We start from the raw sequence: 6,531 nt of genomic DNA on the forward strand, positions 1-6,531 counted from the left end.
GCTATTCCTGGGTCGATCAGGGCATGAACCTGAAACAGGCCATGGAATACATCCGCCAGGCCGTGCAGCTGAAGCCCGATGACGGCTACTACGTCGACAGCCTTGGCTGGGCCTATTACCGGCTCGGCAATATGCCGGCGGCGGTCGAGCATCTGGAGCGCGCGGTCGAGCTCCGGCCGGACGATCCGATCATCAACGATCATCTGGGCGACGCCTATTGGCGCGTGGGCCGCACCCTCGAAGCGAAATATCAGTGGGAGCAGGCCCTGTCGCTGGAGCCCGAGCCCGATCAGGAAAAGACTCTGCACGAGAAGATCGCTTCGGGGCTGGAAGAGTCCGCCGCGACCAAGGCCGCGGCCGGCACCGGCCAAACGGACCAGAAGACCCCGCGATAGATGCGCTTCGCGACATCGCCTGGGCCAAGCTCAACCTCACGCTAGAGGTCTTGGGCCGGCGGGCTGACGGCTTTCACGAATTGCGCAGTCTTGTCGCCTTCGCCGGCGTCGGCGACACCGTCGAGCTCACGCCCCAAGACGGGCTCGATCTTCGCATCGAGGGGCCGTTCGCCGCGGCGCTCGACGGCGGCAATCTCGTCATGGACGCGGCCGAAGTCGCCAGGGCGCAACTCCCAAGCCTCACGCTCGGACGCTTCCGCCTGGTCAAGACCCTTCCCGTCGCGGCTGGCATCGGCGGCGGATCGGCGGATGCCGCTGCGGCTTTACGGCTCATCGCCCGCGCCAACGAAGGGAAACTGACGGAGGCTGCGGCTGTTGCGCTCGCGCCGCGGCTCGGCTCCGACGTGGCCGTGTGCCTGAGCAGTGCGCCGGCGCTCATCACCGGCCGTGGCGAGATCGTGACCTCCGTGCGGGGCTTTCCCACTTGCGGCGTGGTGCTCGCAAATCCAGGCGTGGAACTTTCAACCGCGGACGCTATGGCGCGCTTGACGCCGCGCCGCTCGAGGGGGCTCCCGGCGATGCCCCGCCTCTCGGATTTCGCCGGCGAATTCGACAAGCTCATGGACTATGCGGGCCAACGCCGGAACGACCTCGAACCTGTCGCGGCCCGTCTCGCGCCGGAGGTCGGCAAGGCGCTCGCGGCGCTGCGGCGGCTGGATGGCGCGCGGCTGGTGCGCCTGTCTGGCAGCGGCGCCACCTGCTTCGCCGTCTTCGCCACGCCGCGCGCCGCGCTCCGCGCCGCCACGGTCCTCGCCCAAGACCAGCCCGACTGGTGGATCACCGCGAGCATGCTCGGCGACCCGAAGGCCCAATAAACTCAGAACGGCCGGTCGACCGAGAACTCGATGGCGTCTTGCAGCGCCGACTTGATGGGCCCGTCCGGGAAGATGGCAAGCGCATCGCGGGCGATCGCGCCGTAATGGCGCGCACGCTCCATGGTGTCGGCGAGGGCCGTGTGCTGGGCGATCAGCTCGATCGCCTTGGCAAGATCGTCGCCGCCGACTTGGCCTTCTTTCAGCGTGCGCTCCCAGAACGCGCGCTCTTCCTTGTTGCCGCGCCGGTAGCTCAGCACCACGGGCAGGGTAATCTTGCCGTCGCGGAAATCGTCGCCGACGCTCTTGCCGAGGGTCGACTGCTCGCCGGAATAATCGAGGGCGTCGTCCACGAGCTGGAAGGCGAGGCCGAGATTGCGGCCATAGGAGCGCAAGGCCGCCGCCTCGGACTTCGGCCGTTCGGCGATCACCGCGCCCACTTCCGCCGCCGCCGCGAACAGAGCCGCGGTCTTGGCGTCGATCACCGCGAGATAATCGTCCTCGGTGGTCTCGGTGTTTGGCGGTGAGCTGCACCTCGCCCTCGGCGATGATCGCGCCGCGTCCGACAGGATGCGCAAGGCGCCGAGCGAGCCGACATCGACCATCATCTTGAAGGCTTGGCCGAGCAGATAGTCGCCGACGAGCACGCTCGCCTCGTTGCCCCATAGGAGCCGCGCCGCGATCTTGCCCCGGCGCAGGCTGCTCTCGTCCACTACGTCGTCGTGCAGCAGGGTGGCGGTGTGCATGAATTCCACGGAGGAGGCGAGCCGCACATGGCCGTCGCCCTCATAGCCGCAGAGCTTGGCGGCGGCGATGGTCAGCATCGGGCGCAGGCGCTTGCCCCCGGAGTTGATCAGATGCCGTGCGAGCTCGGGGATCAGATCGACATTGGAGCGGGCCCGGTCGAGGATGATGCGGTTGACATGCGCCATATCCTCCTCGACAAGCGCGACCAGCGGCGCGAGGCTCGCACTCGGATCGCGCGGGCCGGAAAGTTTGACGACAACGCCCAAGGGTCAGTCTCCTAAAGTGCCGCAAGGCTTATAGCCGAGCTATTGTCTTCTGTCCCCCGTGAAGGTCAAGGTGCCGAGGACTGGGTTGGACCATGAAAGAACTGTTGCGCTCGAACGACCCTGTGCTTCTGTCCTTTGTCAGCGCGCTCTTGAGCGAGGCCGAGATCGGCTTCATCGTCCTTGATACCAATATGAGCGTGATGGAGGGCTCTATCGGGATCCTGCCGAGACGTGTCCTGGTGGAGGAAGATTGCATCGATGAGGCGCGCAACTTGCTTACCGAGGCCGGTGTCGGTCATGACCTCGAAGCCGAAGACAAAGCCTAGCCGCCCGCGCGCCAAAATGGGCGTCACCACCACCGACGATTTTCTCGGCGGACGCTATCCATCGTCCAGCCGAAAACCGGCCATCGTGCCGGCAGCGATGCGGTGTTTCTCGCCGCCGCCGTGGACGCGCAAGCAGGCGAGGCCGTGCTCGATGCCGGTGCGGGTGTCGGCGTCGCGGGGCTGTGCCTCTTGACGCGGGTCCGAAGACCACCGCGACCGCGGGTCGAGATCGATGCGCGGCAATGTGCGCTTGCGGCGGAGAATGCGGAGCGGAACGGCTTGTCGGACCGGTTCGCCGCAATCCAGGCAGATATCACGGCGCCCGCCAGGGACCTGGCCGCCGCCGGGCTGATCCGCGAAGGCTACGGCCAGGTCATGGCCAATCCGCCCTTCTACGTGGAAGGCGCGGTGCGTATCGCGCCGGACGCCGCTCGCGCCGCCGCGCATGTCATGCCGCCGGGCGAGCTTGGGCGCTGGGTGAAATTTCTCACCACCATGGCCGCGCCGAAGGGCACTTTGACCGTGATCCACCGGGCCGATTGTCTCGGCGCGCTCCTGGATTTTCTTCAGGACCGGTTTGGCGACCTTGCCGTCTTTCCGCTTTTCCCCAAGGCCGCGGAGCCTGCGGTCCGCGTCATCGTGCAGGGGCGCAAAGGCAGCCGCGCCGGCTTGCGGCTTCTCGCAGGCCTGGTCCTGCATGGACCGGATGGAGCCTACACGGCGGAAGCCGAAGCCGTGCTCAGGGGCGGGGAGGCGCTTTCTCTTGGCGCCCCAGGAAAAAAGGGCCGCCGCCCAGGGGGGACAGGCGGCAGCCCCAATTTGCCCGAGCGGTGAGGAGAGCTCTCGGGCCCGCAAGGTCCGCTGGTCGCAGACCTTGGCGTCTCTCGAGAGCGATTTAAGGGAACGTGGCCTGAACCTCGTCTGAGCCGGCCGTTCATGGCGCGTTCACCGCGAGACGCGCCCGAGCATAGAAGAAGGCCGCTCCCATCGCTGGGAACGGCCCTCCAAAGTCTCAGTCTCTCAGGCGGTGCGCGCGCCTAATACCAGCCGCGATAGTAACGCCCGCGCCAATAGGGATAGTAGGCGTAAGGATAGCCGGCACAGCGGTAATAGCCGCATCCACGATAGGTCCGCGGCGCGTAATAGCCGTAGCGCGGGCCGACATAGACGCTTACGCCGGGTCCATAGCCGTGCCGCCAAGCCTTCTTGCGCCAGCCGGCATCCGCGGGCTGCGGCATCAGCGTGACGACCGTGAACGCGATGACGCCCACCGCCGCCGCTAGGATCGCAAACTTCTTCATCTCAAAGGTCTCCTCAAGACTTAGCGCTATGATCCGAGGCGCTGCTCGGGAGCGGGCGCATGCGCCCACCTTGAGAAGAAGTATAGCAAGTCATTCGGACAGGCTGATGTCTCCTCGCGAGACTGCCTTAATTAAAGGCTTCAACGCTGCCCCTGTCTGGCCTTTATTGATACAGATTTAGAGAGGTCGCCCGCGATCTGGGTTGAGTCTGACGATAGGGAGAACGGAATGAGCGAAGGCGGTTTTCTGGAGACGATAAAGTCCTATCTCCCTGAGAAGTGGACTAAGTCCCGTCCGCTGGTGCCGGTGCTGCGCTTCACCGGCCCGATCGGCATGAGCACGCCGCTGAAGCCGACCCTCACTCTGTCGACCGTTGCCCTAGCCATCGACAAGGCATTCTCCATGCGCGGCGCCAAGGCGATCGCCATCCAGATCAACTCGCCTGGCGGCTCCGCGGTCCAGTCGACGCTCATCTATAAGCGCATCCGCGCCCTGGCCGAGGAGAAGGATCTCAAGGTTTATGTCTTCGCCGAGGACGTCTGCGCCTCCGGCGGCTACATGCTCGCTTGCGCGGGCGATGAGATCTACGCCGACACGAGTTCGATCGTGGGCTCGATCGGCGTGATCGCCGCCACGTTCGGCTTCCCCGGCTTGCTGGAGAAGATCGGCGTCGAGCGCCGCGTCTATACTGCCGGCGCCAATAAGGACACGCTCGATCCGTTTCTTCCCGAGAAGCCCGCCGACGTGAAGCGCATCAAGGCGATCCAGCAGGACGTGCATGCCGCCTTCATCGATCTGGTCAAGGCGAGCCGCGGCGACAAGCTCACCAAAGCCGACAAGGAGCTGTTCACCGGCGAGTTCTGGTCCGGCAAGACGGCCGCCGAGCTCGGCCTCGTCGACGGCTTGTCGGATCTCCGCTCCAAAATGCGCGAGGTGTTCGGCGAGGACGTGCGCTTCAAGCTCGTGGCGCCGGCGACCTCCTGGTTCCGCCGCAAGCAGGGCGTGTTTACCGGCGCGAGCAGCTTCGACTTCGGCCTCTGGCCGGACGGGCTAGCCGCGGACGTGATCTCCGCGGTCGAGGCCCGTTCGCTCTGGTCGCGTTTCGGGTTGTAAGCCATGCCGCAGCTTCTTCTTCTGATCGCCGCGGGCGCCGGGCTTATCCTGGTCAGGCGCTACTTCAAGAAAGAGCAGGCACGCATCGCCGCGGATCTGCGCGCGGCGAAAGAGGCCAATGAGCGCCGCGATCTCGATCATGCGGTGCCGCTCGAGCAGGACCCCGCGACGGGTGTCTACCGGCCCAAGCGGACTCATTAGGTGGGCCCATCCACAACTTCATGCGTCATTCCTGCGAAAGCGGGAATCCAGTAACCACGAAGCTTGGTTATATGCGACGACCTGGGTTACTGGATGGCAACCAGGATCCTTCAGCACAGACGGGACGATGACGAAGCTGACCAGACCGCTCGATAGCAAGGCGCCCTCGTTCCAGGATCTGATCCTGAAGCTGGAACGCTTCTGGGCCGATCAGGGCTGCGTCATCCTACAGCCCTACGACATGGAGATCGGGGCCGGGACCTTTCACCCCGCGACCACGCTGCGCTCGCTCGGCCCCAAGCCCTGGCGCGCCGCCTATGTGCAGCCCTCGCGCCGCCCCAAGGACGGCCGCTACGGCGAGAACCCGAACCGGCTCCAGCACTATTACCAGTTCCAGGTGATCCTGAAGCCGTCGCCCGCCGACATCCAGGACCTCTACCTGGAGAGCCTATACGCCATCGGCATCGATCCCAAGAACCACGACATCCGCTTCGTCGAGGACGACTGGGAAAGCCCGACGCTCGGCGCCTGGGGTCTCGGCTGGGAGGTCTGGTGCGACGGCATGGAGGTCTCGCAGTTCACCTACTTCCAGCAGGTCGGCGGCTTCGACTGCGACCCCGTCTCCGGCGAGCTCACCTACGGGCTCGAGCGCCTCGCCATGTATGTGCAGGGCGTGGACAACGTCTACGACCTCAACTTCAACGGCGGCGAAGGCTCGGACAAGGTCACCTATGGCGACGTGTTCTTGCAGGCCGAGCAGGAATACTCCCGCTACAATTTCGAGCACGCCGACACCGCGAAGCTGTTCGAGCACTTCCGCGACGCGGAGGCCGAGTGCAAGGCGCTGCTCGCCGCGGGCGAGAACGGCGAGCGCCATCTCATGGTGCTGCCCGCTTACGACCAGGCCATCAAGGCCTCGCATATTTTCAATCTGCTCGACGCCCGCGGCGTCATCTCCGTGACCGAGCGGCAGGCCTATATCTTGCGCGTGCGCGATCTCTCCAAGGCCTGCTGCGCCGCCTGGCTCAAGACCGAAGCGGGCGGTGCGTCATGAGCGAAGCGAAAATCTTGCAGCAGGCCCCGGTGCTGTTCGCGCGCAATCTGCCGAAAGCGATCGCCTACTGGGCCGAGAAAGTCGGCTTCAAGACGCTTGGTGTGTGGGGCGAGCCGCCGAATTTCGCCATCGCCGGGCGGGATGGCGCCCGTGTCATGCTGAGCCAAGCACCTGAAGAGCATAAGATCGTTCCGTATTGGCGCATCAAGAACCAGATGTGGAACGCCTATTTCTGGGTCGACGATGCGCGCGCATG

Annotated in this window: 10 protein-coding genes; 8 read left to right on the forward strand and 2 right to left on the reverse strand. The window is 65.3% G+C overall.

The annotated features are described in order from the left end of the window. Together AUC71_RS15630 and AUC71_RS15635 are read left to right on the forward strand one after the other, a co-directional pair. Positions 1-395: tetratricopeptide repeat protein (locus tag AUC71_RS15630; protein ID WP_141701765.1), on the forward strand; the 395-nt coding region annotated here is incomplete at its 5' end. A gap of 14 nt (positions 396-409) precedes the next feature. Next, positions 410-1,270, forward strand: coding sequence for a 4-(cytidine 5'-diphospho)-2-C-methyl-D-erythritol kinase (locus AUC71_RS15635; RefSeq protein WP_280139333.1), 861 nt, complete (start codon positions 410-412; stop codon positions 1,268-1,270). 2 nt (positions 1,271-1,272) lie between these two features. Here AUC71_RS15635 and AUC71_RS15640 read toward each other — a convergent pair whose 3' ends face one another. Continuing rightward, positions 1,273-2,280 carry a polyprenyl synthetase family protein gene (locus tag AUC71_RS15640; protein ID WP_069624989.1) on the reverse strand — a complete coding sequence of 336 codons (1,008 nt, stop codon included), beginning with the start codon at positions 2,278-2,280 and terminating at the stop codon, positions 1,273-1,275. 92 nt (positions 2,281-2,372) lie between these two features. Between AUC71_RS15640 and AUC71_RS15645 the strand changes: the two genes are divergently transcribed. Together AUC71_RS15645 and AUC71_RS15650 are read left to right on the forward strand one after the other, a co-directional pair. Further along, complete coding sequence (locus AUC71_RS15645) at positions 2,373-2,606, forward strand: putative signal transducing protein (RefSeq protein ID WP_069624990.1); 234 nt, start codon at positions 2,373-2,375, stop codon at positions 2,604-2,606. A gap of 102 nt (positions 2,607-2,708) precedes the next feature. Next, complete coding sequence (locus AUC71_RS15650; RefSeq protein WP_069624991.1) at positions 2,709-3,440, forward strand: tRNA1(Val) (adenine(37)-N6)-methyltransferase; 732 nt, start codon at positions 2,709-2,711, stop codon at positions 3,438-3,440. Positions 3,441-3,643: 203 nt separating this feature from the next. Here AUC71_RS15650 and AUC71_RS15655 read toward each other — a convergent pair whose 3' ends face one another. Next, entirely contained in the window at positions 3,644-3,907 is a 264-nt protein-coding gene (locus AUC71_RS15655; RefSeq protein WP_069624992.1) for a hypothetical protein, read from the reverse strand. Between the two features lie 228 nt (positions 3,908-4,135). Here AUC71_RS15655 and AUC71_RS15660 point away from each other — a divergent pair, with 228 nt between their 5' ends. The 4 genes from AUC71_RS15660 to AUC71_RS15675 form a co-directional block, all read left to right on the forward strand. Further along, positions 4,136-5,020, forward strand: a complete 885-nt coding sequence (locus AUC71_RS15660) for a S49 family peptidase (protein WP_069624993.1) — start codon at positions 4,136-4,138, stop codon at positions 5,018-5,020. A gap of 3 nt (positions 5,021-5,023) precedes the next feature. After that, a complete protein-coding gene (locus AUC71_RS15665) occupies positions 5,024-5,221 on the forward strand; it encodes a hypothetical protein (RefSeq protein WP_069624994.1) in 198 nt (65 codons plus the stop codon). 127 nt (positions 5,222-5,348) lie between these two features. Further along, entirely contained in the window at positions 5,349-6,275 is a 927-nt protein-coding gene (locus AUC71_RS15670) for a glycine--tRNA ligase subunit alpha (protein ID WP_069624995.1), read from the forward strand. Continuing rightward, positions 6,272-6,531: VOC family protein (locus AUC71_RS15675; protein WP_069624996.1), on the forward strand; the 260-nt coding region annotated here is incomplete at its 3' end. The genes AUC71_RS15670 and AUC71_RS15675, both read left to right, overlap by 4 nt.

The sequence above is a fragment of the Methyloceanibacter marginalis genome (assembly GCF_001723295.1).
Lineage (GTDB): Bacteria > Pseudomonadota > Alphaproteobacteria > Rhizobiales > Methyloligellaceae > Methyloceanibacter > Methyloceanibacter marginalis.